Below are 25,630 nucleotides of genomic sequence, written 5' to 3' on the forward strand. Positions count from 1 at the left end.
GTCAGCGCCGTCATGCTTGCGTGGCGGCGCTGTTCCATTGGACAGCCAGCACACTGGCCAGTACCGTGGCCATTCCGAAAAGCGACACCGTCGACATGGTCTGTTCCAGCACCAGCCAGCCTAGCGCCACGGCCATGATCGGGCTGAGCAGTCCGAGCGAGGACACCGCCACCGGGGAGAGCCGGGTGACGCCTCGAAACCATAACAGGTAGGCCAGCCATACCGATGCGGACAGCGCTGGCAGAGGCGGGAAACAGCATCGCGCCGCCCAGCAGCAACTGCCAGCCTGTCAGGGCGGTGATCGGTGCCGCCGTGCGCAGCGGCGGGTCAGGAAAGTGCCCGCGGCCATGCCGGCTATCCCGGCGATGCTTGCCACCAGCGCCAGCCGAGCGGGCCTGCGCCGGTCCACGCCCCATGCCAGTCCCATCACCAGAAGCGGCTGAACGGCTCCCACCACGGCGGCCAATCCCCCGGCAACCGGTAAGCGGCCATGAAACGCAGTGCTTGGAACACGCCAATATTCAGCGCCGACAACAGCAGCCGTCTTCCCCAATCCTTGCGCAGTGGCGGCGCGAGCGCCCCGATCTGGAACTTGCGGCCATGGGGATCATCGGCCGTCTTGGGCGATGCGCGGCGCTGCTTCGGTAGCGCCTTGACGAGGTGTTCGCCGAGTTCGGCCTGAGCGGGTGGGAATTCGATATGCTGGCGACGCTGCACCGCTCGGGTGCGCCGTACTGTTTGGCGCCCACGCGTTGTTCTCTTCGCTGATGGTGACGTCGGGCACGATGACCCATCGCCTGAAGGTACTGGAAGCCAAGGGCTGGATACGCGCGTGTCGAGCGAAGAGGACGCGCGCAGCCTGCTGGTGCAGCTGACGGACGTCGGCTTTGAGCTGATCGAAGGCGCCGTCGCTGCGCATGTCGCCAACGAACAGGCCATCCTCTCCGGCCTGTCCGCGCGCAACCGCGACGCGCTGGACAGGCAGCTTACCGAACTGCTGAGCAGCCTGGAGTAGCGGTCAGCGCGTGCCGTGAGGCGAGAGGATGTCGGCGCACAACACGTGAAGCGCCTCGTTGATCTCGATCGCCATGGACAGCGTCACGCAGCTGCGGGTATCGGTCATCGACAGATAGGGCTCGCTCATGTATAGCACCCCGGGTTGGTCCACTGCGTGCTGGAAGTAGGCCCGGCGCGACCAGACCGCCCCCGTGGTGTCGGCGAGCGGTGCGAATTTCGGTTTGCCGGCGGCTTTTCGTCCCGGCAGGCTATCGAGATTGCGGCCGATCTGGCGGCCTTCGCTGTCGAGCAGGAAACAGCGGATGGCGTCCGGCATGCTCAACAGCGGCTTGGCCGCTTCGTCGAAAGGCGTGTTCTGGATCAGCGATATCGCGGTCTGGACGAACGATTGACGCGCCAGTTCGAGCTGGCGCCGGGTGATCTTGCGCTTGAGCAGGTCGCGCACCATCAATTCATCCCAGCGCGCGTCGATGCGTGGTGTGATGACATCATCCCTGTCGGGGTGCTCCGCCGGTCTGGCGGGGTAATACCCCTGGATCAGATCGCATCCCGACTCCAGGGCCAGCAGCACATCCGTCTCGGTTTCCACGCCTTCCTGAATGACCAGTGCTCCGGAATCGTGCATCAGGTGCACCAGTCGGTGCAGCAGATTGCGAATGCGGGGCTGGGTGCTTGCCCCGCGCAGCAGGTGTTTGTCGAATTTGACGAATTCCGGTGCCAGTTCGCAAATTCGGTCGAGGTTGGAGGGGCCGACGCCGAAGTCGTCGACGGCGACCAGGAAGCCGGCTTTTTTGAGGGTGGTCAGAGCGGCGATCAGCTGGATGTCGAGTTCCAGCGCGTGCTCCAGTACCTCCAGCACCACGGACTGGGGGTCGATCCCCGTGGCCAGGAGCGTATCGGCGAGTCGGGCGGCCTGATCGGGCCGGAGCATGGAAGCGGTGTCGACATTGAGGAACAGCCAGTTGGGTCCTTGCGCGAGCGGTTGGAAACGGGTCGCATGGGCGGTGGCGACTTCCAGGTCGAAGCGGTGGCGCTCCGTGGAGGGAATGCGGGCGAAGGCGTCCAGCGGTTCGAGCGGCTGACCATCCGCCGTCGCGCGAAGCAGGCCTTCCAGACCGACGGTGCGGCGATGGGCGAGACTGTATATGGGGTGGAAGTGGCTGCCGATCGTGATGCCCGCGGCGTCACTGATTAACGAAGTCATATTCTGAATTCCTGACAATCCAAGCCTTGCCTCGCCGGTTGGCGATGCCGCTTTCTTTCGTCTTCTAAAGCAAACGGCATTCCAGTTTAGAACACTTTGTCTTGCCGGCGAAAAAAAACCCCGTGCGAACGGGGTTTTTCCTGGGACTGTTGTGTGTCGTCAGTCTTGCTGAATACCGGCCACCAGCCATTTTCCGTTGGTCGACGGATCCTTGATGTAGTGCCAGGTTTCGGTGAACGGAACCGCCGGCGCGTTGACCGTCTCGCTGACCGTGCCGGAGAAGCGCACGCTGGCCACGTGGCGGCCGCCGTACTCCTCGTTGGTTTCGATCAGTTGGCAGTCCAGTTGCGGGAAATCCGCGACCTCGGTATTGCCGGCGATATCGCTTCTGATCGCTTCGAAGAGGTCGGGCGTCATGTAGCGGCGCACTTCTTCCAGGCTGTCTGGCGAGTTGAGGCTTTGCAGGTGCAGGAACGTGGCTTTCGCCTGGCGCAGGAAGTTCGGGGTTTCCGTGCCGTCGCTCAGGCGGGTCGGCGCCGTGCCGGGGTAGGCGGCGGCGCCAAGGCCGGAACCGATTCTCGGTACGGCGTCATAGCCGGTCGGCGCGGCGGTATTGGCGCGGGCCATGGCGTCGGCCGGAGCCTGGGCCGGAGCGGGCGGCGCAACACGACGGCGGAACCAGAACAGCCCGGCTGCCAGCAGACCGCCCAGAATCAGGATCAGACCCCAGGGGGTGCCGGAGGATGCCGGACGGGCGGGTTGGCCCCAGCTGTCGTTGGCGGTGCCCTGTTGCTGGTCAACGGGAGCGGGGGCCTGGGTTTGGGCCTGTCCCTGGGGGGCGGCATGGTTGTCGTTCATCGCCTTGCCGGCCATGTAGCCGACCGCTGCTCCCGCCACACCGGCCGCGACGGCCGTACCGACACCGATGCCTTTTTTCTGGGGCTGGGCGGCCGGAGCCTGGGGTGCCGGAGCCTGGTATTGCGGATTCGCCTGCTGGGGCGGCGGCGATTGACGCTGATACGACTGAGCCGGCGCCGAGCGGCGCATGCCGCTGCTGCGTCCGCCGCCAATCCGGCCGGCTTCGGCGGTCTGAACGGCAACGAGGGAAACCATGGAGAAGGCGAGAAGAATCGTCTTCGCACGGGATGTCATGTGTGTGTCTCCAAATGAGCAAAGTGGGTTGGTGCAGGGTCTATGACTCACGCACCGGTGAATAGTTCTGTCCGTCATGCAGAATTTCAAGGACTTCGACCTTGTCATTCATTATCCGGAAGCGCACGTTGTAGCAAAAAAGCGTCACTCCGTAGTGGCGCTGCGGGTCATCCTGATACGCGGGGCGCGGATCCTGGGCGAGAACTTCATCGATCAGTGCCCGTTCCTCGCGGCGCAAGCCAAGGTCCGAGGCTTGCCGAAGCGCCTCGCCGCTCCAGTCGACAGCGAGCCGCGCCGGCGGACCGTCGACAAAACCCGCCCTGGCCGAAGGGATGGACTCCACAAAGGGAATATACGGTTTGATGTCGAGCACCGGCGTGCCGTCCATCAGGTCCGCGCCGCCAAGGATCAGCTCCACTCCATTGCGGGTGCGGACCTCGACAAGCTCCACCAGCGACAGTCCGATCGGATTGGGCCGGTGGGTCGAACGGCTGGCGAAGACGCCGACCCGGGTGTTGCCTCCCAGGCGGGGAGGGCGCACCAGCGAGGACCAGCCGCGCGCCGCCGTGTCGTGGAAAACGAACTGGATCCAGACATGGGAGAAATCGGCGAGCCCGCGCACCGTGTCGGGATGGTCGTAAGGCGTCCGCAGGACCAGGGTCGAGCGGGCCGAAGCGGCCAGAGACGGTTGGCGCGGTATGCCGAATTTTTCCCGATAGGGTGAACGGATGATGCCGATGGGCTCGAAGCGGTAGGTCATCCCGCCATTCTAGCGGCGGAGGGGCCGGACGTCTCCTCCGGCCCTGCATTCTGGTGTGTCAGCCGACGAAATGCTTGTTGTAGCGACCGGTCAGCCGGCTCATCGGCAGCAGCATGAAAAAGTCGGCGCAATTGAAATCCGGATCCCAGGCCGGCTCCCCGCACACATACGCGCCGGCACGCAGGTAGCCTTTGATCAGCGGAGGCATCGGCGCCGGGGCGGCATCATCCTGGACTTCATGCAGCGGCAGCGGCAAGTGCGGCGTGACCCGCCATTCGGACGGCGACAAGTGCCGGCCTTCGAGCTGGCGATAAAGGCTGACCGCCTGATGGCCGCCGTCGGCAAGACTGACGCTCGCACAGCCGGCCAGGTACCGGCCGCCATGACGCCCCACGTAATCGGCAAGACCCGACCACAACAGTGCGATCACGGCGCCGGAACGGAATTCCTTGTGGACACAAGACCGGCCAACTTCAATCAGGTGCTCGCGGATGGTCGACAGACGGCCAAGATCGAATTCGTGCTCGGAATAGAGGCTGGGGGCCCGCCGCGCCGCATCGGGCGGAAGCATGCGATAGGTGCCGACCACGAGGCCGGAAGCGCGGTCCTCGACGATCAGGTGGTCGCACAGCGCATCGTAGTCGTCGGTATCGATGCCCTGGGCGGCGGATGCAAGTGTCGCGCCCATTTCGATGCCGAACACTTCGTAGCGGAGTTTCTGGGCGCGATAGATGTCTTCGGAGTTGGTGGCGACCCGGACGGTCAGCCGGGCGTCGCGTCGAGAAGCAAGCCGTTCGTTAAGCTGCATGAAGTTTGTCTCCCTCGAAATATGAGCCTCATCGTAAAGACGGCAGTTGACGATAACGTGTCGGTCATATGACCGTGCCGTGACGTCGCGATGAATCCCGTGTGACGGCCGGCTTCGTGTGAAATCAGACACTTATGCATTCAATCGAGTTTTGAAGTAAAATGATCTGTTTTTTCGTTCGACTGATCTCCCTTTCCTTGCCATGAACTATCCGACAAGCTTCGACGTGATCGTTGTGGGCGGCGGGCACGCCGGCACCGAGGCGGCATTGTCCGCCGCTCGCATGGGTTGCCGAACCCTGCTTCTTTCCCACAATATCGAGACGCTGGGACAGATGTCCTGCAATCCTTCCATCGGCGGCATCGGCAAGGGCCATCTGGTGCGCGAGGTCGACGCCCTCGGCGGCGCGATGGCGCTGGCGACCGATATGGGGGGCATCCAGTTCCGCACCCTCAACGCGTCCAAGGGGCCCGCGGTGCGCGCCACGCGCGCCCAGGCCGACCGCGTGCTCTACAAGGCGGCGATCCGCCACATGCTGGAGAACCAGCCGGGCTTGTGGCTGTTCCAGCAGCCGGTCGACGACATCCTGGTCGAAGGCGACCGCGTAGCGGGTGTCGTGACCGCGATCGGTCTGCGTTTCATGGCGCGAACCGTGGTGTTGACGGCCGGCACCTTCCTGTCGGGCAAGATCCACGTCGGCATGGAAAACTATGCCGGAGGCCGTGCCGGCGATCAGGCCGCCGCCACGCTCGGCGAACGCCTGCGCGAACTCGACCTGCCGGTGGGGCGACTGAAAACCGGCACGCCGCCGCGCATCGACGGCCGCAGCATCGATTTCTCCGTGATGGAGGTCCAGCCCGGCGATTCGCCCGAGCCGGTCTTCTCCGCGCGCGGCAACCGCGCCATGCATCCGAAGCAGCTGCCGTGCTGGATTACCCATACCACGCTGGAAACCCACGACATCATCCGTTCCGGTTTCGATCGCAGCCCGATGTTCACCGGCGTGATCGAAGGGGTGGGGCCGCGTTATTGCCCGTCCATCGAGGACAAGATCAACCGCTTTGCCGATAAGGACAGCCATCAGATCTTCCTCGAGCCAGAGGGACTGGATACTCACGAGTATTATCCTAATGGCATTTCGACAAGTTTGCCATTTGACATTCAGTTGGCCGCGGTGCGCAGCATTCCCGGCCTGGAACATGCCCACATCCTGCGACCGGGCTACGCCATCGAATACGATTACTTCGATCCGCGCGGCCTCAAATCGTCGCTCGAGACCAAAAGCATCGCCGGGTTGTTCTTCGCCGGTCAGATCAACGGTACGACCGGCTATGAAGAGGCGGCGGCGCAAGGCTTGCTGGCCGGGCTCAACGCCGCGTTGTTCGCGCGCGAGAAAGAGGCCTGGTGTCCGCGGCGCGACGAGGCCTATCTTGGCGTGCTGGTCGACGATCTGGTGACCAAGGGCGTGCAGGAGCCGTACCGCATGTTCACCAGCCGCGCGGAATTCCGGCTGCAACTGCGCGAGGACAACGCCGATCTGCGCCTGACGGAAGCGGGGCGCCGGCTCGGGTTGGTCGGCGATGCGCAGTGGGAGGCCTTCTGCCGCAAGCGCGATGCGATCGAAGCGGAAAAGGCGCGCCTGAAAACCACATTCCTTCATCCAAGCCGGATAACCGATATGGATGCCGTGGACAAGGTCATCGGCAAACGTCTCGAGCGGGAGTACAATCTGCTCGACTTGCTCAAGCGCCCTGCTGTCACCTACAGCGCCCTCATGTCGCTGCCGGACGCCCAGGCGCCAGGGATTGACGAGGCGGTTGCCGAGCAGGTGGAAATTCAGGTCAAATACCAAGGCTACATAGACCGCCAGAACGACGAACTGGCGCGACGCGACAATCTGGAAGAGATCCGTCTTCCGGACGATATTGATTACAGCCTCGTCAAGGGACTGTCCAAGGAGGTTCAGCAGAAGCTGAACGCACAACGGCCGCAAACACTCGGCCAGGCCTCGCGCATACAGGGGATCACCCCGGCGGCGGTGGCGCTCCTGATGGTGCATCTGAAACGGGGCTTTACCGACGCCAAGAAAACCGCATGACACATATTGCCGAACTCAACAGGGGAATCGAACAGCTCGGAATCGACCTGACGGGCGGCCAGACGGCGTTGCTCGGGGGCTATCTTTCGCTCCTGGCCAAATGGAACCAGACCTACAATCTGACCGCCGTTCGCGAAGAAGCGCGCATGGTCAGCTACCATCTGCTCGACAGCCTGACTCTGGTGCCTCATCTTGACGGCGGCACCCGCCTGCTGGATGTCGGTTCGGGCGGCGGCATGCCGGGCATCCCCGCCGCCATCGCGCGTCCGGACCTGTCCGTGGTGGTGCTGGACGCCAATCACAAGAAAACCACCTTCCTGCGCCAGGCGGTCATCGAACTGAAGCTTGTCAACGTCGAGGTGATCACCTCGCGCGTGGAGCTTTACCGGCCCGACACGCCGTTCGACCGCATCACCAGCCGGGCATTCGCCGAACTGGGCGAATTCGTGAGCCTGACGCGCCATCTTCTGGCGCCGGGCGGACAGTGGCTGGCGATGAAGGGCGTCTATCCCTACGAGGAGATCGCTTCCCTGCCCGAGGATACGCGAGCCAGCGAAGTGCTGGGCGTCGGGGTGCCCGGGCTTGATGCCGAACGCCATCTGGTGAGAGTCGTGCCAAGATGAAAAGCCGCATCATCGCCATCGCCAACCAGAAAGGCGGAGTGGGCAAAACCACGACGGTGGTGAATCTCGCCGCCGGGCTGGCGCAGCTCGGACGCCGCGTGCTCATCGTGGATCTCGATCCGCAGGGCAACGCGACGATGGGCAGCGGGATCGCCAAGCACGATCTCGAGGTTTCCGTCTATCATGTGCTGATCGGCGACGCCACCGCGCTCGAAGCGCGGCAGACGGCGCGTGAGGGTGGTTACGACGTGCTGCCGGCCAACCGCGATGTCGGCGGGGCCGAGCTCGAGCTCGTCCACGAGCTGGCGCGGGAGCAGCGCCTGAAAACCGCCCTGGGGCTGGTGGCGCAGGAATACGATTTCATTCTCGTCGACTGCCCGCCCTCGCTCAATCTACTGACGCTCAACGGCCTTGTCGCCGCCGACAGCGTGCTGATCCCCATGGTGTGCGAATATTACGCCCTCGAAGGATTGTCCGACCTCGTCGGAACCTTGCGCAAGGTGCGCGCGGCCATCAATCCGAAAATCGAAATACTCGGTCTCTTGCGAACCATGTTCGACGTGCGCAGCAACCTGTCGCAACAGGTCGCGGCCCAGTTGGCCCAGCATTTTCGCGACAAGGTGTTCGAAACGGTCATCCCCCGCAACGTGCGGCTTGCCGAGGCTCCCAGCCACGGTCTGCCGGGCCTGGTGTACGACCCGACTTCCCGTGGCGCGCAGGCTTACCAGGCGCTGGCGGCCGAACTGTTGGCGCGCATCGAACAACCCTCCGTATCACATACCCATTGATCATGGCGAAACTCAAAGGACTCGGGCGCGGACTTGACGCTCTGCTATCTGTCACCGACAACGCGGAGGATCGTCTGCAGACACTTCCGGTGAAGCGTCTGCGCCCCGGCAAGTATCAGCCAAGAACCCGCATGCGCCAGGAGGCGCTCGAAGAACTGGCGGAGTCGATCCGCGCCCAGGGCGTGATCCAGCCCGTGGTGGTGCGGGAGACCGGGTTCGGCGACTACGAACTGATCGCCGGCGAACGTCGCTGGCGCGCCGCGCAACTGGCGGGCCTCGACGAGATTCCCGCGGTGATCCGGCAGGTTCCCGACGAGGCCGCGCTCGCGATGGCCCTGATCGAGAACATTCAACGCCAGGAACTCGATCCGGTCGAGGAGGCGCAGGGTCTGCGTCGCCTGATCGACGAATTCGGCATGACCCACGAAAGCGCCGCCCGCGCCGTCGGGCGCTCGCGCAGCGCGGTATCCAACCTGCTGCGCCTTCTGGCGTTGCCGGAACCGGTCCAGGCGCTGCTGCACGATGGCCACATCGAGATGGGGCACGCCCGCGCGCTGCTCGCGCTGCCGGTGATCGATCAGGTGAACCTGGCGCGTGAAGCCGCCGAGGACGGATTGTCGGTTCGCGACGTGGAGCGTCGCGTGCAGCGGGAGCTGGCGCAGGGCGAAACCGCTCCGGCCGCCCCAAAGCGCCGGGATCCCGATATCGACAGACTGGCCGGCGAAGTGTCTGACTGGCTGGGAGCAGAAGTATCCATTCGGCATGGATCTGCTGGAAAAGGGCAAATCACGATCCGTTACGCCTCGCTTGACGAACTGGACGGGATTCTGGAAAAACTGCAAGCAAAATCAAGTCTCTGATCCTGCCGATGTCATGGCGGTGGCCGGTCGGCGCGGTTGACGCTGTCAAGGTGCGCGGCCTATAATCGTGCGATTTTTTAAGTTTACTGCAAATGGTCTATCCGGAAGTTAAGCGCATTGTGCGCCTGCAGGCCCGGCTCGTTGTAGTCGCGGCACTACTTGGCGTCGCGCTTGGCGGCGCGTCGTTCGCGCTTCCGGTTTCGATCCTGATCGGCGGGCTCGCCGGCATCGTGCCGGCACTGGTCTACATCAGGATCGCCTACGCCAGGCGCCATGTGCCACCGTCCGAACTGATGCGCGCCCATTTCAAGGGCGAGGCGGCAAAATTCATCCTGACACTGGTGATGTTTGGGGCGGCAATGGCGTTTTTCAAGGATTTGTCGGTAGCGGGTCTGTTCGGCGGATATTTGGCCACGGTCGCCGGCTACTGGTTCGGGCTTCTAATCAAAAATTGAGAAATTGAGCAATGGCAATCAACGCGACTGACTATATCAAGCACCACCTGACTTTCTGGAATTCGGATCCGTCCGCCGGATTCTGGAGCCTGCACGTCGATACCTTCTCCATTTCCCTGATCCTGGGCTTCATTTTCGCCGCCGTGTTCGGCCTCGTCGCCCGTTCCGCGAAGCTGGAAAACCCGGGTCGTCTGCAGATTTTCGTGGAAATGATCATCGAGATGGTCGACACCCAGGTGAAGGAAGTCTTCCACGCCAAGAGCAAGGTCGTCGCCCCGCTGGCGCTGACGATCTTCTGCTGGGTGTTCCTGATGAACGCCATGGACATGCTGCCCGTCGACCTGCTGCCGATGATCGCCCAGTATATCGGCGCCGCGATGGGGCACGATCCGCATCACGTCTACCTGCGCGTCGTACCGTCCGCCGACGTGAACGCCACCTTCGCGATGTCGCTGTCGGTGATGCTCTGCATCATCGGTTTCTCGATTTCCCACAAGGGTCTCGGCGGCTACACCAAGGAACTCCTGACCGCGCCGTTCCACGCGGAAGGCCCGGTGATGGGCGCGATTCTCGCTCCGGTGAACTTCGCGTTCCAGATGATCGAACTTCTGGCCAAGCCGATTTCGCTCTCCCTTCGTCTTTTCGGGAACATGTACTCCGGCGAGCTGATCTTCATCCTGATCGCGCTGCTGCCGATCGGCGCCCAGTGGATTCTGGGTACTCCGTGGGCGATTTTCCATATTCTGGTCATCACCCTGCAGGCTTTCGTGTTCATGATGCTGACCATCGTGTACCTGAGCCTGGCGGTGGAAAGCCACTAAGCGTTTGTATTTTGTTGTAAATTTTTACCCTTTTACCAACCATCCTTGCTTTTGTCTTAGGAGATTTAAATGGAAGCACTCGTTTCTCAGATCCAGTCGATGACCGTGCTGGCTGCTGCCCTGATCATTGGTCTGGGCGCGATCGGTACCGCTCTGGGCTTCGCCATCCTCGGTGGCAAGTTCCTCGAGTCGTCCGCTCGCCAACCGGAAATGATCCCGGTTCTGCAAACCAAGCTGTTCATCATCGCTGGTCTGCTCGATGCTATTTCCATGATCGGTGTTGGTGTGGCCATGCTGTACACCTTCAACAACCCGTTCCTGTCCGCCGCTATCGCCGCCCTGAAGGCCGCTCACTAAGCGTTTCGCGACAACGGTTGTTGTAGTTACCACACTGGAGGAAAACAAGCGTGGAATTTAACATTTCACTGGTAGGGCAGGCGATCACCTTCGCCCTCCTGGTACTGTTCACCATGAAGTTTGTTTGGCCTCCGCTTACCAACATGATGGACGAGCGGGCCAAGCGCATCGCCGATGGCCTGGCCGCTGCAGAACGTGGCAAGCAGGATCTGGAAGCCGCCGAAAAACGCGTCGCCGACGAGATGAACAAGGCTCGCCAGCAGGCGACCGAAATCGTCATGGCCGCTGAAAAGCGCGCCTCCCAGATCGTTGACGAGGCCAAGGACACGGCTCGCGCCGAAGGCGCCCGCATCGTGGCGGAAGCCAAGTCCGAAGTCGATCAGGAAGTCCTGCGCGCCAAGGAAACCCTGCGCGCGCACGTGGCAGACCTGGCCGTCGCCGGCGCGGAGAAGATCCTGCGTCGCGAAATCGACCCGGCTCGGCACGCTGATCTGTTAGCCTCCATCAAAGCGGAGTTTTAAATAACTCATGGCAGAAATCATTACCGTAGCAAGGCCCTACGCCGAAGCGGTATACAGCCTCGCCACCGAAGGGAAACGACTGGACAGCTGGTCGGAGGCCCTCGCGTGGCTGGCTGCCATGGTGAATAACCCGGACGTGGCCGAGGTGGTCACCAACCCGAAACATACCGCACAAGAGGTTGAGGCGCTGATGCTGGACGTGCTCGGCGAGCGTGGCGGCGAAGACGTTAAGCGTTTCGTTGCGACCCTCATCGAGAATAATCGTCTCTTGCTGCTGCCGGAAATTGCCAGACAGTTTGAGCTCCTGAAAGCCGAAGCGGAGGGTGTGGTCGACGGTGTCGTCGAAAGCGCCTTCCCGATGTCCGACGATCAGTTGACCGAACTCACCGCGACATTGTCCCGCAAGTACGGCAAGACCGTACGCCTTGAGGTGCATGTCGACGCCGACCTGATCGGCGGCGTGCGGGTGCTGATCGGTGACGATGTCATCGACACTTCCGTTCGCGGCAAACTGCACGCCATGGCGGCAAGCCTCAAGAATTAGGAGAGATCATGCAGTTGAACCCCTCTGAAATCAGCGATCTGATCAAGGCGAAGATTCAGAACCTGTCCGAAAGCGCAGAAACCCGTACCAAAGGTACGGTTATTTCCGTGACTGACGGTATCGTTCGTATCCACGGCCTGGCAGACGTGATGCAGGGCGAAATGCTCGAATTCCCGGGCAACACCTTCGGCCTCGCCATGAACCTGGAGCGCGACTCGGTCGGCGCGGTGATTCTGGGCGAGTACGAGCATATTTCCGAAGGCGACGAAGTCCGTTGCACCGGACGCATCCTGGAAGTTCCGGTGGGTCCGGAACTGGTGGGCCGCGTTGTCAACGCGCTGGGCCAGCCGATCGACGGCAAGGGTCCGATCAACGCCAAGCAATCGTCCCCGATCGAAAAGATCGCCCCGGGCGTGATTGCGCGTCAATCGGTGTCGCAGCCGATGCAGACCGGCCTGAAGGCCATCGACTCGATGGTTCCGGTCGGCCGCGGTCAGCGCGAACTGATCATTGGCGACCGTCAGACCGGCAAGACCGCTGTCGCGCTGGACGCGATCGTCAACCAGAAAGGCACCGGCGTCATCTGCATTTACGTCGCGATCGGCCAGAAGGCTTCCTCGATCGCCAACGTGGTGCGCAAGCTGGAAGAACACGGCGCGATGGCTCACACCATCATCGTCGCGGCTTCCGCTTCCGAAGCGGCCGCCCTGCAGTTCATCGCTCCGTACGCGGGTTGCTCGATGGGTGAATACTTCCGCGACAACGGCGAAGATGCCCTGATCGTTTACGACGACCTGTCCAAGCAGGCTGTCGCCTACCGTCAGATCTCGCTGCTGCTGCGCCGTCCCCCGGGCCGTGAAGCGTACCCCGGCGACGTGTTCTACCTGCACTCCCGTCTGCTGGAGCGTGCTTCGCGCATCAACGAAGTCGAAGTCGAGAAGCTCACCGGCGGCGCCGTCAAGGGCAAGACCGGTTCGCTGACCGCCCTGCCGATCATCGAAACCCAGGCCGGCGACGTATCCGCGTTCGTTCCGACCAACGTGATTTCGATTACCGACGGCCAGATCTTCCTGGAAACCGACCTGTTCAACTCGGGTATCCGTCCGGCCATCAACGCCGGTATTTCGGTATCCCGCGTTGGTGGCGCGGCCCAGACCAAGGTCATCAAGAAGCTCGGCGGCGGTATTCGTCTGGCTCTGGCCCAGTACCGCGAGCTGGCGGCGTTCTCGCAATTCGCCTCGGACCTCGACGAAGCCACCCGCAAGCAGCTGCTGCATGGCGAGATCGTGACCGAGCTGATGAAGCAGAAGCAGTTCTCGACCCTGTCGACGTCCGAAATGGCGCTGACCCTGTGGGCCGTGAACAAGGGCTACTACGAAGACGTGCCGGTCAAGAAGGCACTGGAATTCGAAGCGTCCTTCCTGGCTTTCGTTCGCGCCAACCATGCCGATCTGCTCAAGGCCGTCGACGAGAAGGGTGACCTCTCCGGCGATCACGAACAGATCCTGGTCAAGGCGATGGAATCGTTCAAAGCCGGCTTCAGCTACAACTGAGCCTTTCGCCAACGTAACACGACTTAGGCAAAAGAAAGGTTCAGGATATGGCAGTCGGCAAAGAGATTCTCACCAAGATCCGAAGCGTGCAAAACACGCAGAAGATCACAAAAGCCATGCAAATGGTGTCGACCTCGAAAATGCGCAAGACGCAAGAGCGTATGCGCACTGCCCGTCCTTACGCCGAGAAGGTGCGCACAGTCATGGCGCACCTCGCTCAGGCGAACACGGATGTCGAACACCCGATGCTGACGCAGCGCGACACCATCAAGCGTGCCGGCGTTATCCTGATCACTTCGGACAAGGGCTTGTGCGGCGGCCTCAACGCCAACACGCTCAAGCGCTTCTTCGCGAAGGTGAAGGATCTGCAGGACAGCAACATCGAAGTCGATGTGTGCTGCCTCGGACAGAAAGGCCTCGCGGCCTGCCAGCGCGCGAAGATGAATGTCGTCGCCAGCGCCACCCAACTGGGCGATGTGCCCAGAATGGAAAAACTGATTGGCCCGCTTACGGTGCTGTTCAGGAAGTACGCCGAGGGCGAGCTGGACGCGGTGTATATCGTCTACTCGCGCTTCATCAATACGATGAAGCAGGAGCCGGTGCTGGAACAGCTCGTACCGCTGACCCCGGAACACATGGTCGTCGAGCATAGCCACTCGTGGGATTACCTCTACGAGCCGGATCCGCTCACCGTCCTCGAGTTCCTGGTTCGGCGCTATCTGGAGTCGGTGGTCTATCAATCGCTGGCCGAAAACATGGCCTCCGAGCAGGCGGCCCGTATGGTCGCCATGAAAGCCGCTACCGACAACGCGGGTAATGCCATCAAGCAGCTGCGCCTTGTGTACAACAAGTCGCGGCAGGCGGCCATTACCACCGAGCTGTCCGAAATCGTGGCCGGCGCCGCCGCGGTCTGACCGCGAGCAGCCTGTAAAAGTTTATTGAGTTTAGGAACCGATAATGAGCCAAGGCAAAATCGTACAAATCATTGGCGCGGTGATCGACGTGGAGTTTCCGCGTACCGCCATGCCAAAGGTTTATGATGCCCTGAAGCTGGTCGACACCGATCTGACGCTCGAAGTCCAGCAGCAGCTGGGCGACGGCGTGGTGCGTACCATCGCCATGGGCAGCTCCGACGGCCTGAAGCGCGGCATGGCCGTCGCCAATACCGGTCGGGCAATTTCCGTACCGGTCGGCACCGCCACGCTGGGTCGCATCATGGACGTGCTGGGCAACCCCGTTGACGAAGCGGGCCCGGTCGCAACGGAAGACCGTCGCGAAATCCACCAACCCGCACCGAAGTTCGACGAACTGTCGAGCGCCACCGACCTGCTGGAAACCGGCATCAAGGTGATCGACCTGCTGTGTCCGTTCGCCAAGGGCGGTAAGGTGGGTCTGTTCGGCGGCGCCGGCGTGGGCAAGACCGTCAACATGATGGAGCTGATCAACAACATCGCCAAGGCGCACTCGGGTCTGTCCGTGTTCGCCGGTGTTGGTGAGCGTACCCGCGAGGGCAACGACTTCTATCATGAAATGAAGGACTCGAACGTTCTGGACAAGGTGGCCATGGTTTACGGCCAGATGAACGAGCCTCCGGGCAACCGTCTGCGCGTTGCGCTGACCGGTCTGACCATGGCCGAGCACTTCCGTGACGAGAAGGACGAAAACGGCAAGGGCCGCGACGTTCTGCTGTTCGTGGACAACATCTACCGCTACACCCTGGCCGGTACCGAAGTGTCCGCGCTGCTGGGCCGTATGCCGTCCGCGGTGGGTTACCAGCCGACGCTGGCCGAGGAAATGGGCCGTCTGCAGGAGCGTATTACCTCCACGAAGACCGGTTCGATCACCTCGATCCAGGCCGTTTACGTCCCTGCCGACGACTTGACCGACCCGTCCCCGGCGACCACCTTCGCCCACCTGGACGCGACCGTCGTACTGTCCCGTGATATCGCCGCCCTGGGTATCTACCCGGCCGTGGATCCGCTGGACTCCACTTCCCGCCAGCTGGATCCGCTGGTGGTGGGTGACGAGCACTACTCCGTCGCCCGTGGCGTTCAGTCCACGCTGCAGCGTTACAAGGAACTGCGCGACATCATCGCCATTCTGGGTATGGACGAACTGTCCGCCGAGGACAAACTGCTGGTCGCCCGTGCACGTAAGATCCAGCGTTTCCTCTCCCAGCCGTTCCACGTTGCTGAAGTGTTTACCGGCTCGCCGGGCAAATACGTTCCGCTGCGTGAAACCATCAAGGGCTTCAAGGCCATTCTCAGCGGTGAGTACGACCATCTGCCGGAACAGGCGTTCTACATGGTCGGCTCCATTGAAGAAGCCGTCGAGAAAGCCAAGACCCTTAACTAAGGAGAGGTCTGATGGCCAAGATGCATGTTGAAGTGGTCAGCTCCGAACAGCTCATCTACTCGGGTGAAGCCGAGTTCCTCGTGGCTCCGGCCCAGGAAGGTGAGATCGGGGTGTATCCGCGTCACGTGCCGCTCCTGACCCGCATCAAGCCCGGTATACTGCGTCTGACAGTCCCGGGCAGCAAGGAAGAAGTTCTGGTAGCCGTTTCGGGGGGCATGATGGAAGTTCAGCCCTCCCTGGTTACCGTCCTTGCCGATACGGCGATCCGCGGCGAGGATCTCGACGAGGCCAAGGCCAGCGAGGCCAAACGTGCCGCAGAGGATGCCCTGAAGAAGGCGACCGACGACCTTGAAACCGCCAATGCGCACGCTGCCCTGGCAGTGGCCATTGCGGAACTCAAGGCCCTCGATTACCTCAGAAAGCGCGTCCACTGATTGTGCCAGACACGATTCGTGTATAGTGCAGGCTGCCACGCAAGTGGCAGCCTTTTTGCTTTCCATTGAACAGAAGAATGCTTAACGCCATGAACCGTTTGAGTATCGTCATTCTCGCTGCCGGCAAAGGCAAGCGCATGTATTCGGCTCTTCCCAAGGTGCTTCACCCGATCGGCGGCGAACCCATGCTCAAACGGGTCATTCGCACCGCCCGGGAACTCTCCCCGGCGAACCTCGTCGTGGTTTACGGCCATGGCGGCGAGAAGGTGCGCGAAACCATCGCCGACAACGACGTGAAATGGGCCGAACAGGCCGAGCAGCTCGGTACCGGCCATGCCCTGAAAATGGCCCTGCCGCTTTTACCCGCCGACGGCCGCACGCTGGTGCTGTACGGGGATGTGCCCCTGACGCGGGCTTCCACTTTGCAGACGCTGCTGGAGGCCGCGGGCGACGGGGCCGCGGTCCTGACCGATATGCTCGACAAACCGACCGGTTATGGCCGCATCGTGCGCGATGCGAATGATCGCGTCGTCGGTATTGTCGAAGAGAAGGATTGTTCCGAAGAACAGCGCCGGATTCGCGAAATCAATACCGGCATGCTGGTTCTGCCCAACGCGAAGCTTGGTGCGTGGCTGGATGCCCTCAAGAACAGCAATGCGCAGGGCGAGTACTATCTGACCGATGTGATCGGTCTTGCCGCGCGGGACGGTCTAGATGTCGCGGGCGTGGCGGTGGCCGATTCCTGGGAAGCCGCCGGAGTCAACAACAAGGTGCAGCTCGCCGAACTCGAGCGCATCCTGCAGCGCAACCAGGCGCATGCCTTGCTCGAGGCCGGGGTGGGGCTCGCCGATCCGGCGCGGATCGATATTCGCGGTACGCTGCGTTGCGGCAAGGATGTCAGCATCGACGTGAATTGCGTGTTCGAGGGCGATGTGGCGCTGGGCGACAATGTGCGCATCGGACCGAACTGTGTGCTCAAGAACGTGAATGTGGCCGACGGCGCCGATATCGCCGCGTTTTCTCATCTGGAGAACGCCGTGGTGGGCGAGGCCTGCAAGATCGGCCCTTATGCGCGACTGCGCCCGGGGGCGGAGTTGTTCGATCACGTGCATATCGGCAACTTCGTGGAAGTGAAGAAATCCCGCATCGGCTCGGGTAGCAAGGTCAATCACCTGACGTATATCGGCGACGCCAGTATCGGCAGCAAAGTCAATGTTGGTGCCGGCTGCGTGACGGTGAATTACAATGGCGTCGACAAGTTCCTGACCACGATAGAAGACAATGTATTCGTCGGTTCGGGGACCATGATGGTCGCCCCCGTTACCCTGGAGGCCGGTTCCACGGTCGGTGCCGGGTCGGTGATCACGCGCAACGCGCCCGCCGGCGAACTGACCGTTGGCCGTGCCCGCCAGGTGACGATCGCGGGCTGGAAGCGCCCGGAAAAGAAACAATAATTCAGCGGCGGTCTTGCGGCCGCCTGATTCGAGGATGTGTCCATGTGTGGAATTGTCGGGGCGATTGCCGCCCGCAATGTGGTGCCGGTACTGGTCGATGGGCTCAAGCGCCTGGAGTATCGGGGTTATGATTCCGCCGGCATCGCCGTGTTGTCCGGCGACGCGATCCGCCGTGTGCGCCGGGTAGGCCGCGTGGCGGAAATGGAGAACGCGGCGGCGGCGGAGAGTCTTGAGGGTTTTCTGGGGATCGGCCATACCCGCTGGGCGACGCACGGCGGCGTTACCGAGCCGAATGCCCATCCCCATGTGTCGCATGGCCAGGTGGCGGTGGTGCACAACGGTATCATCGAGAACCATGAAGAGCAGCGCGAGCGCCTCAAGGCGCTGGGCTATGTCTTCGAATCGCAGACCGATACCGAGGTGATCGCCCACCTCGTTCATTACTACTATCAGAACCACAAGGATCTCTTCGCGGCGACGCGCGCCGCGGTGCGCGAATTGACCGGTGCGTACGCGATCGGCGTGATCGCCGTGGACCGTCCGGACGAGCTCATCACCGCTCGGATGGGGTGCCCACTGCTGATCGGCCTGGGCGAAGGCGAGAACTTCATTGCTTCGGACGTCTCCGCCATCCTGTCCGCCACGCGCCGCGTGGTGTTCCTGGAAGAGGGCGATCTGGCCCGCATCACGCGCGATGAGGTGCGTATCGTCGATCTGAACGACGCGCCGGTCGAACGCAAGATTCACTTGTCCGATGTGTCGCTCGCCTCGCTGGAACTGGGGCCGTACAGCCACTTCATGCAGAAGGAAATCCACGAGCAGCCGAAGGCGCTGTCCGATACCATCGAAGCGGTGCTGGACAACGGTTTTGTTCCCGCCCTGTTCGGCGAGAAGGCCGAGGCCCTGCTGCCCGGTGTGGAAGGCATCAAGATCCTGGCCTGCGGCACCAGCTATTATGCGGGTCTGACCGCCAAATACTGGATCGAGAGCATCGCCGGCATCCAGTGCGATGTCGAGATCGCCAGCGAATACCGCTATCGCGATGCCTGGGCGGATCCGCGCCACATGGTGGTCACGATCTCCCAGTCCGGCGAAACTCTGGATACCATGGAAGCGCTCAAGTACGCCAAGCACTTGGGGCATACCGTGGCGCTGTCGATCTGCAATGTGCGCGAAAGCGCCATTCCCCGTGCTTCCGAACTGGTGTTCTACACCCGGGCCGGCGCCGAGATCGGCGTGGCGTCGACCAAGGCGTTCAGCACCCAGCTGGTGGCGCTGTTCGCTCTGGCGGTGACGATGGGCAAGGTCAAGGGCCGGGTGACGGCGGAGCAAGAGGCCGGTTACCTTGATGCCCTGCGACATCTGCCGGGTTCGGTGCAGCATGCGCTCAACCTCGAGCCGCAGATCCGCGCCTGGGCGGATCTCTTCGCCGCCAAGAACGACGCCTTGTTCCTTGGCCGTGGTCTGCACTATCCGATCGCCCTGGAAGGCGCGCTCAAGCTGAAGGAAATCTCCTATATCCACGCCGAAGCGTATCCGGCGGGGGAGCTCAAGCATGGTCCGTTGGCCCTGGTCGATGAAAACATGCCGGTGGTGGTGATCGCGCCGAACGACTCGCTTCTGGAGAAGGTCAAGTCGAACATGCAGGAAGTGCGCGCGCGTGGCGGCGAGCTGTTTGTTTTCGCGGATCTTGACAGCCATTTCTCGGAGTCCGAAGGCGTGCATGTCATCCGCACCCCGCGCCATGTCGGCATTCTGTCGCCGATGGTGCATGTGATTCCGGTGCAGATTCTGGCCTACCACGTTGCCCTGGCGCGCGGCACCGATGTCGACAAGCCCCGCAACCTCGCCAAATCGGTGACGGTGGAGTAAGTCGCGGGTTGTTGAGAGACTAGTGTATTAAGAAATAATAAAGTGCTTTACCGAAAAATAAAGTTCTTAACCAGTTAATAAAAATCTTTACTTTACGGATTGAGTACTAAGTAAGCAGCTGCGTCCAGGCCGCAAGAACCCCCGTTTGCACGGGGGTTCTTGCTTTTCTGGCGACATGATCTGTTGTTTGCTCAATGTTTGAGTGTTAGATGTTCTAAGGCCATACATCAGACGGCTTCACCAGCAGGTTTAGGTGGTCATCTAGATCGTTAATGAAGGCCTGCCAATCGGAAGCCCCGATGCGAATTGCCGAAAACGCACCTGCCATGTTCACGAACGCCTCCAGTACTGTGGCTAGATCGTCGAGAAATCCATTTAGCACAGTTGCTGCATGTGCTTCATATGTCAGGAACAAAGCGTCGCGGTAGTTGGCCTTGCCTCTATAACGGAACGCTTGGTGCAAAAAACCAAGGGATTTACCCCGTAATCGGTCGTCACGCAGTTGACGGGCTTTAGATGTCCGGAAATTGGTTAGGCTCTCTTTTGCCAGTTCGCGGACTAATAGGTTCTCTCACACCATCCGCTCATGGTATTGCCGGGTGCCAGAGAGGTAAGTCAAGCAGGCTGCATATGCCTCACTAGCGTTGCTGGCACGTACTGTCAGGTGATTCACTGATGTTGCATGTTGCCCTGCTAGGACTTGGATTTCCTGTTTCGCATCCACTTCGACCAAAGTGGTCAGCCGAAGGTCAAAAGGTGTAACAGCGGCCCATTGCTGCGATCTGACGATCCCACTGAGTGGCGGTGCCGGAGTGGTCCTGTTGCTGCGAACCATCCTTCGCCGCAATCATCGCGCTAGCTGCGCAGTAGATCCCGTATACCAGGACATGATGGCAACGCGTGCCAAATCCTGGTCTCGTCCAACTTGGCTCATGGCTTTCAGAGCAGACAAATGGTGCAACGCCATCAACAGTTGCTCGAATACCGTGTTGGCAGCCGGCTCAGTCATGCTGCTGAAGCGCTGGAGATTTTTGCTGAGGTAGAAAGCTCGCATCGACGGCCCGGTGATGCCGTGGCGGCGTACTTGGATCCCTAAGGCATGCATCCAATTTACTGTGGACTGCAACGCAAATCGTGGCTCTGCAGTTCCCTCGTGTTCGGCCAGTGTGCCCGTGGCCCCAGGCTGACGCTTAGTCATCCGACGATAGAGAAATGGTTCCGAAGACGTCATGGATACCTCGATTGAGTTAGATACATATGGTTCATCGGCACTCCCATCGTTCGCTCGATCTGGATGAGCCCCCTGAAACATAGGACACCGATTCCCGCTTAGAATAAGGGATAGGTTTAAGGCTATGTTTATGACTAACACCAACAACAAGACAGACGTACTCGGACCCGAGCGCCGCCGCCGCTGGAGCATCGAGGAGAAGCAGGCCATTGTGGCCGAAAGCTTCATGCCCGGCCAGTCGGTTTCCCTCGTGGCCCGTCGTCATGGGCTCAATCCCAATCAGCTCTTCAAGTGGCGCAAACTTTATCAGGAGGGCAGTCTATCGGCGATTGTGTCAACGACAACCGAAATCTGACCCACCATTCCCTCACATCGACATTTCAACTCTGACCCACCCGGGTCTCATGGGGTGGTCGGTTTCTTGACCGCCCCGGCTTTACGTTTGTCTTTCAGTCGATAGCTTTCTCCGCTCATGCTGACGATGTGCGCGTGATGCAGCAACCGATCAAGCATGGCCGCGGTCAGCGTGGCATCGTCCGCAAAGGTCGTCGCCCATTGGCCGAACGGCAGGTTCGACGACAGGATCATCGAGCCTTTTTCATAGCGCTTGGCCACCACCTGGAAGAACAGGTTGGCCTCTTCCCGGCCAAAGGGGAGATAGCCGATTTCATCCACGATCAACAGGCTTGGCCCCATCACGGTACGATTGAAGTACTCTTTCAGCCGTCCCTGTCGTTGGGCCGCCCCCAGTTGGAGCATCAGATCGGCCGCCGAAATGAACTTCACCTTCAACCCCGCTTGCGTTGTGCGGATACCCATCGCCGTGGCCAAATGGGTTTTGCCAATGCCACTCGGACCGATCAAGACGATGTTCTCGGCTCGCTCCAGAAACGCCAGTCCCGCCAATTCCTGTATCTGCGATTTCGGGACACCACAGGCGAAACCAAAGTCAAATTCCTCCAAGGTTTTGATGGCGGGGAACCCCGCCATCCGCAACATGACTTCACGTGTACGTTCCTGGCGCAGTCGGGTCTCGCGTTCCAGCAGTCTTTCCAGGAAATCACTGTAGGGCAGCGCATCCCGCGCGGCGTCCTGCGCCACCGCCGGATACAGGGTGGCCATGGATTCCAGCTTCAATTGGCGGCACAGATGGCCGATGCGTTCTTGTTGCAAGTTCATGCGGCCTCTCCCAGCAAGGCGGCATACACCGATAGCGGGTGCTGGAGCGACTCAAACGGCATGCCGCGAGCCAGGGCCGCGGCCGGCGGGGTCGTGTTCCGGGGCGGCAACGCCTGTAAGGCATCGAGCTCGTGTCGCCAACGGTCAAGCGGCCGCTCTTTTAGCGTGGCATGCAGGCGGACATTGGCCACTTCCGCCAGCCATCGCTCCACCTCGCGGTTGGCGGTGGCCACATCCACGCGCAGGCCGGCACCTTTGAGCCGGCTCGCCAGAGGGTTGTAGAAACTTTCCCGCAAGTAGCGGTTGAAGCGCTCCACCTTGCCTTTCGTTTTGGCCCGATAGGGGCGGCACAACTTGGGCACAAAGCCCAGCGTCTTCGCCAGCGACAGCAGCCCAGGATGGAAACGATGTTGCCCGGGCCCATAGGCATCGCGCTCCAGAACCACTGTCTTCATGTTGTCGAAGAGGGCCTGACGGGGGACGCCGTGAAAGTAGTGGCAGGCAGCCAACAGGCACTCCTGCACCGATTCGAAGTCTTCGCTGTCGACAAAGCGGACAAAGGACAAGCGGCTGTAACCCAATGTGGCCACGAATGCGGACAATGGCGAGGCGCCGCGCCGGAACACCACGAAATCGGCTTGCATCTGCTGGCCTGGCTCGGTCTCGAAGCGCACCACCGGGTCGGCGTCTTGTGACCGCGTCGGTCTCAAGGGCAGGTAAAACTGCTTCAGCAACGACAGACTGCCGGAGTACCCCAGCGGCTCAATCTCCCGCATCAACACCGTGGTCGGCAACCATTGCGGATGCGCCTCGCGGATACGGCGCCGCAGATAGCCGATAAATGGATCGAGCTTGCTCGGACGTGGCGGGCGTTCTTTATAACGGTGGCTGTTGGCTTCCCGCAGATGGCGTCGAACGGTATTGCGCGACACGCCGAGCATTCGGGTGATCTCCCGAATGCTCTTCCCTTGGCGGATCAAAATCTGGATTTCCACTACTTGCTCCTGGGTCAACATAATCGGCGGCGCAAAGCCACCACGTTACCCCAGGTGGGTCAGTTTTGGTTTGTCTAGGTGGGTCAGTTTTACATTGTCGCTAACATTGCCGCGGGTGAAGAAGTCGTGCCGGCCTCCGAGTTGGCGTCAGCCATCAAGCAAATACGCGAACTGCAGCGACTCCTCGGCAAGAAGACGATGGAGAACGAAATCCTCAAAGAAGCCGTGGACATCGCTCGCACAAAAAAGTGGATTGCGCGCTCACCCTTATTGCCGGGGGAAGACCAGTAGCCCCGGTCTGCACTTCGCTCGGGTTGGCGCGCTCGAACGTGATTCGCCGTGCGTCGCGTCCTGTTGATTGACGCGATGGTCGTTCTTGTCGATCGACCGATGATAGCGAGTTGGTCAAAGAGATCCAGACCGCCATTTCTCCGTTGCCCAGCTACGGCTACCGCCGGACGTGGGGATTGATTCGCCGACAGCGAGAGGCCGGTAACTTGCCACCGGTCAACGTGAAGCGCATTTATCGCATCATGCGTCAGCATGGTCTGCTGCTCCAGCGGCGGCTCAAACCACCGGGTATCCCGCGCAGGCATGAGGGGCGCGTTGCTGTGACCACCAGTAATCGCCGCTGGTGCTCGGATGGCTTCGAGTTTCGCGGTGATAATGGCGAAAAGCTGCGCGTTGTCTTTGCGGAGGACTGCTGCGACCGTGAAATCATCAGTTGGACAGCCTCGACCGGTGGCTACACGGGTGACATGGTTCGAGACGTTATGTTGGAAGCGGTGGAAAAGCGCGGCATTCAGTTGGGTATTTCGCCGGAGGTGGAATGGCTGAGCGACAATGGTTCGAGTTATATTGCCGCCGATACTCGGCGGTTTGCGCGAGAAATCGGCCTCAAGCCGGTAACCACGCCGGTCTGCAGCCCGCAGAGTAACGGCATGGCGGAAAGCATGGTCAAGACGCTGAAGCGAGACTACGTCGGCCCTATGCCGAAACCGGACGCCCATACGGCTTACCGGAATCTGGCGATGGCTATTGAGCATTACAACAAGTTTCACCCGCACAGCGCGTTGAAATACCGATCTCCACGAGAGTTTCGACGCCTGGCGGTTTCATCAACTTAAGCGTTGGTCGGTGTCCTGTGATACGGGGGCAAATCCAAGTAAAGATGGCGTCCACCACCGTCTTGAGGTTGTCGTAGATCACCTTGCGTGGCGCGCCGCCTAAGAAGGCGAAAGCCTGGACGTGGGCATCCAGCACCATTTCCTGGGTTTCGCGCGGATAGGCGATGACGAAAGGCTGGCGACTATAGGCCAATCGGAAGTGCGCCAGCTTGATGGTCTGGGTAATGCCGCCGAGTACCACCTGTTCGTAGCTCCAGTCGAATTGGCAGATCTCGCCCGGCGCGAAGAGCAGCGGGACGAAGGCCTGCTTCGGCGTGAGGGTGCCGGGCTTGGAGGCCTTCCAGGCTTTGACGTGGCGCTGAATGCTGTCGTAGGCGCCCCGGTACCCCTCGGCCTGCAGGCATTCGAACAGACGACGGGCGGTACGCCGCTGTGCCTTGGGCAGATGGCTATCGTGCTCAAGCCAGGCGTTCAGCGTGTCCATGAAGGCGCCGAGCCTGGGGCGGCGGGGTTGGCGCTGATATTGCGGGGCGGTGGTGGTCTTGAGGTATTTCTTGACGGTGTTGCGGGAGAGGTTGAGGGAGCGGGCAACAGCGCTGATGCTCTCGTTGCCCACCAGGTGGCGGCGGCGGATCTTGCCGATGGTTTCCATGCAAATCACTCCAGGTTTGCCCTCGCCAAAAGGCGAAGTGTGGCACATGCCCGGGGTGGTCAAAATTGGACGCTGTTTACCCCGGGAACCTGGTCACTTTTGCACGCTGTTTAACACTGGAGAGCTTGAACTGCTTGGTCAGAATGGAAGAAACTTGATTTTGGAAGATAAAATGAAAGACCGCCTTCCGAAAGAATGGTTAGATTGTTTCAGGCGGGAAAAGCAAGTCTTTGGTGTGAGTCGTGTATTTGCCAAAACCAGCAATCAGCGAGCAACTGAATTGTACCTACTTTTGTTTGCCTTTTTTTATGATTCATTTTCAGATATTTTAATTGAGTTTGAAAAGATGGATCATATGGCAACATTATTCCAATTGGAGGGTAAAGATTATTCATACGAACTACTGTACGGCGAATACATTAGAAACAACGGGAAGGTCGCAGATATAAAAGAAAGTTGCTCATTAAGTAATGCGGCGGTGAATGAATATTTAAATTTTAACGGGTTGCCTGATCTTGATGGCGAGCACGAATCGGATTTAAATGCGCTAAATGATTTCTTTAGTGGACAGTCGCTTGCCTCTGTGTGTGAAGCGCATGGTGCTAATATTGGTGCCATAGAGAGATTGTTGCGGAAATCAGGAGCCAGATTAGCTCGTGCCCTGAATAGGATGAATACTAATACTGTCTAAAGAAGCATGTGCTTGACTATGTTGAAGATGGCAGCTCCCGGCTAGAAGTGCCCCTTCAAGTCAGCTGATTGCTAAGTAG

The 25,630-nt window shown here is 60.7% G+C and carries 26 protein-coding genes and 2 pseudogenes; 19 read left to right on the plus strand and 9 right to left on the minus strand.

Annotation, left to right across the window (positions count from 1 at the left end; genetic code table 11):
• Positions 1–10: 10 nt before the first annotated feature.
• Positions 11–172, minus strand: a complete 162-nt coding sequence (locus JNO50_RS01765) for a hypothetical protein (RefSeq protein ID WP_229804629.1) — start codon at positions 170–172, stop codon at positions 11–13.
• A gap of 254 nt (positions 173–426) precedes the next feature.
• Positions 427–717, minus strand: a complete 291-nt coding sequence (locus JNO50_RS18875) for a hypothetical protein (RefSeq protein WP_229804625.1) — start codon at positions 715–717, stop codon at positions 427–429.
• 115 nt (positions 718–832) lie between these two features.
• Here JNO50_RS18875 and JNO50_RS18880 point away from each other — a divergent pair, with 115 nt between their 5' ends.
• Positions 833–1,015 carry a helix-turn-helix domain-containing protein gene (locus tag JNO50_RS18880; protein WP_229804623.1) on the plus strand — a complete coding sequence of 61 codons (183 nt, stop codon included), beginning with the start codon at positions 833–835 and terminating at the stop codon, positions 1,013–1,015.
• A 3-nt stretch (positions 1,016–1,018) separates the two neighbouring features.
• Here JNO50_RS18880 and JNO50_RS01780 read toward each other — a convergent pair whose 3' ends face one another.
• From JNO50_RS01780 to JNO50_RS01795, 4 genes are all read right to left on the minus strand, one after another.
• Entirely contained in the window at positions 1,019–2,221 is a 1,203-nt protein-coding gene (locus JNO50_RS01780; RefSeq protein ID WP_189533504.1) for a sensor domain-containing phosphodiesterase, read from the minus strand.
• 159 nt (positions 2,222–2,380) lie between these two features.
• A complete protein-coding gene (locus JNO50_RS01785; protein ID WP_189533502.1) occupies positions 2,381–3,373 on the minus strand; it encodes a Tim44 domain-containing protein in 993 nt (330 codons plus the stop codon).
• 40 nt (positions 3,374–3,413) lie between these two features.
• The gene (gene tsaA / locus JNO50_RS01790) at positions 3,414–4,133 is read right to left on the minus strand and encodes a tRNA (N6-threonylcarbamoyladenosine(37)-N6)-methyltransferase TrmO (RefSeq protein ID WP_189533500.1); all 720 of its coding nucleotides are present in this window, start codon (positions 4,131–4,133) and stop codon (positions 3,414–3,416) included.
• Between the two features lie 58 nt (positions 4,134–4,191).
• Positions 4,192–4,941, minus strand: a complete 750-nt coding sequence (locus JNO50_RS01795) for a GNAT family N-acetyltransferase (protein WP_189533497.1) — start codon at positions 4,939–4,941, stop codon at positions 4,192–4,194.
• Between the two features lie 202 nt (positions 4,942–5,143).
• On the opposite strand from JNO50_RS01795, the gene mnmG reads away from it, so the two are divergent.
• The 16 genes and pseudogenes from mnmG to JNO50_RS01875 all read left to right on the plus strand — a co-directional run.
• A complete protein-coding gene (mnmG, locus tag JNO50_RS01800) occupies positions 5,144–7,039 on the plus strand; it encodes a tRNA uridine-5-carboxymethylaminomethyl(34) synthesis enzyme MnmG (protein WP_189533495.1) in 1,896 nt (631 codons plus the stop codon).
• The gene (rsmG, locus tag JNO50_RS01805) at positions 7,036–7,662 is read left to right on the plus strand and encodes a 16S rRNA (guanine(527)-N(7))-methyltransferase RsmG (RefSeq protein WP_189533493.1); all 627 of its coding nucleotides are present in this window, start codon (positions 7,036–7,038) and stop codon (positions 7,660–7,662) included. The genes mnmG and rsmG overlap by 4 nt, the downstream gene beginning before the upstream one ends.
• Positions 7,659–8,450 carry a ParA family protein gene (locus JNO50_RS01810; RefSeq protein ID WP_189533491.1) on the plus strand — a complete coding sequence of 264 codons (792 nt, stop codon included), beginning with the start codon at positions 7,659–7,661 and terminating at the stop codon, positions 8,448–8,450. Before rsmG ends, JNO50_RS01810 begins: the two co-directional genes overlap by 4 nt.
• A gap of 2 nt (positions 8,451–8,452) precedes the next feature.
• Positions 8,453–9,310: a ParB/RepB/Spo0J family partition protein gene (locus JNO50_RS01815; protein ID WP_189533489.1), complete on the plus strand. Its 858-nt coding sequence runs from the start codon at positions 8,453–8,455 to the stop codon at positions 9,308–9,310.
• A gap of 92 nt (positions 9,311–9,402) precedes the next feature.
• Positions 9,403–9,765, plus strand: coding sequence for an ATP synthase subunit I (locus JNO50_RS01820; RefSeq protein ID WP_189533487.1), 363 nt, complete (start codon positions 9,403–9,405; stop codon positions 9,763–9,765).
• A gap of 11 nt (positions 9,766–9,776) precedes the next feature.
• Positions 9,777–10,586 (plus strand): F0F1 ATP synthase subunit A, encoded by an 810-nt coding sequence (gene atpB / locus JNO50_RS01825; RefSeq protein ID WP_189533485.1) that lies wholly within the window; start codon positions 9,777–9,779, stop codon positions 10,584–10,586.
• Between the two features lie 69 nt (positions 10,587–10,655).
• On the plus strand, positions 10,656–10,943 hold the full coding sequence (gene atpE, locus JNO50_RS01830) for a F0F1 ATP synthase subunit C (protein WP_189533483.1): 288 nt from the start codon (positions 10,656–10,658) through the stop codon (positions 10,941–10,943).
• A 50-nt stretch (positions 10,944–10,993) separates the two neighbouring features.
• Entirely contained in the window at positions 10,994–11,464 is a 471-nt protein-coding gene (locus tag JNO50_RS01835; protein WP_189533481.1) for a F0F1 ATP synthase subunit B, read from the plus strand.
• A 7-nt stretch (positions 11,465–11,471) separates the two neighbouring features.
• Positions 11,472–12,008 (plus strand): F0F1 ATP synthase subunit delta, encoded by a 537-nt coding sequence (locus JNO50_RS01840; RefSeq protein WP_189533479.1) that lies wholly within the window; start codon positions 11,472–11,474, stop codon positions 12,006–12,008.
• Positions 12,009–12,016: 8 nt separating this feature from the next.
• Positions 12,017–13,561 carry a F0F1 ATP synthase subunit alpha gene (atpA, locus tag JNO50_RS01845; RefSeq protein WP_189533477.1) on the plus strand — a complete coding sequence of 515 codons (1,545 nt, stop codon included), beginning with the start codon at positions 12,017–12,019 and terminating at the stop codon, positions 13,559–13,561.
• A 47-nt stretch (positions 13,562–13,608) separates the two neighbouring features.
• Positions 13,609–14,475 carry a F0F1 ATP synthase subunit gamma gene (atpG, locus tag JNO50_RS01850; RefSeq protein ID WP_189533475.1) on the plus strand — a complete coding sequence of 289 codons (867 nt, stop codon included), beginning with the start codon at positions 13,609–13,611 and terminating at the stop codon, positions 14,473–14,475.
• Between the two features lie 43 nt (positions 14,476–14,518).
• Positions 14,519–15,916: a F0F1 ATP synthase subunit beta gene (atpD, locus tag JNO50_RS01855; RefSeq protein ID WP_189533474.1), complete on the plus strand. Its 1,398-nt coding sequence runs from the start codon at positions 14,519–14,521 to the stop codon at positions 15,914–15,916.
• An 11-nt stretch (positions 15,917–15,927) separates the two neighbouring features.
• The gene (locus JNO50_RS01860) at positions 15,928–16,350 is read left to right on the plus strand and encodes a F0F1 ATP synthase subunit epsilon (protein WP_189533472.1); all 423 of its coding nucleotides are present in this window, start codon (positions 15,928–15,930) and stop codon (positions 16,348–16,350) included.
• 89 nt (positions 16,351–16,439) lie between these two features.
• Entirely contained in the window at positions 16,440–17,804 is a 1,365-nt protein-coding gene (gene glmU, locus JNO50_RS01865) for a bifunctional UDP-N-acetylglucosamine diphosphorylase/glucosamine-1-phosphate N-acetyltransferase GlmU (RefSeq protein ID WP_189533470.1), read from the plus strand.
• Between the two features lie 42 nt (positions 17,805–17,846).
• Entirely contained in the window at positions 17,847–19,676 is a 1,830-nt protein-coding gene (glmS, locus tag JNO50_RS01870) for a glutamine--fructose-6-phosphate transaminase (isomerizing) (RefSeq protein WP_189533468.1), read from the plus strand.
• A gap of 1,361 nt (positions 19,677–21,037) precedes the next feature.
• A pseudogene (locus JNO50_RS01875) lies at positions 21,038–21,238 on the plus strand (transposase); the annotation flags it as partial.
• 71 nt (positions 21,239–21,309) lie between these two features.
• Here the strand turns inward: JNO50_RS01875 and istB are convergent.
• Positions 21,310–22,086 (minus strand): IS21-like element helper ATPase IstB, encoded by a 777-nt coding sequence (gene istB / locus JNO50_RS01880; protein WP_215796452.1) that lies wholly within the window; start codon positions 22,084–22,086, stop codon positions 21,310–21,312.
• Positions 22,083–23,102, minus strand: a complete 1,020-nt coding sequence (gene istA, locus JNO50_RS01885) for an IS21 family transposase (protein WP_215796453.1) — start codon at positions 23,100–23,102, stop codon at positions 22,083–22,085. The genes istB and istA (JNO50_RS01885) overlap by 4 nt, the downstream gene beginning before the upstream one ends.
• A gap of 84 nt (positions 23,103–23,186) precedes the next feature.
• On the opposite strand from istA (JNO50_RS01885), the pseudogene JNO50_RS01895 reads away from it, so the two are divergent.
• Positions 23,187–24,208, plus strand: a pseudogene (locus JNO50_RS01895) (IS3 family transposase); the annotation flags it as partial.
• On the opposite strand, the gene istA (JNO50_RS01900) reads toward JNO50_RS01895, so the two are convergent.
• Positions 24,117–24,860: an IS21 family transposase gene (istA, locus tag JNO50_RS01900; protein WP_215796456.1), complete on the minus strand. Its 744-nt coding sequence runs from the start codon at positions 24,858–24,860 to the stop codon at positions 24,117–24,119. The pseudogene JNO50_RS01895 and the gene istA (JNO50_RS01900) overlap by 92 nt on opposite strands.
• Here istA (JNO50_RS01900) and JNO50_RS01905 point away from each other — a divergent pair.
• Positions 24,850–25,551, plus strand: a complete 702-nt coding sequence (locus tag JNO50_RS01905) for a hypothetical protein (RefSeq protein ID WP_215796457.1) — start codon at positions 24,850–24,852, stop codon at positions 25,549–25,551. The two genes, istA (JNO50_RS01900) and JNO50_RS01905, sit on opposite strands and share 11 nt — an antisense overlap.
• Positions 25,552–25,630: the final 79 nt, after the last annotated feature.

The sequence above is a fragment of the Paludibacterium paludis genome, assembly GCF_018802605.1.
Classification (GTDB): Bacteria; Pseudomonadota; Gammaproteobacteria; order Burkholderiales; family Chromobacteriaceae; genus Paludibacterium; species Paludibacterium paludis.